1 rRNA gene is annotated in these 551 nt (G+C 52.5%); it reads left to right on the top strand.

Going from position 1 to position 551, the window contains the following annotated elements:
- Nucleotide 1: 1 nt before the first annotated feature.
- Nucleotides 2–551: ribosomal RNA gene (locus tag MJ257_RS24645) — 23S ribosomal RNA — on the top strand; the annotation flags it as partial.

Consider the following 551-nt stretch of genomic DNA (forward strand, 5'->3'; position numbering starts at 1 on the left):
TGGTTAAGCTACTAAGAGCACACGGAGGATGCCTAGGCGCTAGGAGCCGAAGAAGGACGTGGCGAACAACGAAACTGCCTCGGGGAGCTGTAAGCAAGCATCGATCCGGGGGTGTCCGAATGGGGAAACCCGGCTGGAGTAATATCCAGTCACTCGTATCTGAATTCATAGGATACGAAGAGGCATACCAGGGGAACTGAAACATCTAAGTACCCTGAGGAAGAGAAAACAAAAGTGATTCCGTCAGTAGCGGCGAGCGAACGCGGATTAGCCTAAACCGAAGAGCTTGCTCTTCGGGGTTGTGGGACGTCTCACATGGAGTTACAAAGGTTCAGATTAGACGAAGAGGTCTGGAAAGGCCCGCCAAAGAAGGTAAAAGCCCTGTAATCGAAAGTGTGAACCCTCCGAGACGGATCCCGAGTAGTGCGGGGCACGTGAAACCCCGTATGAATCTGCCAGGACCATCTGGTAAGGCTAAATACTCCCTAGTGACCGATAGTGAAGCAGTACCGTGAGGGAAAGGTGAAAAGCACCCCGGAAGGGGAGTGAAA

The organism is Paenibacillus timonensis, from assembly GCF_022427145.1.
GTDB lineage: Bacteria > Bacillota > Bacilli > Paenibacillales > Paenibacillaceae > Fontibacillus > Fontibacillus timonensis.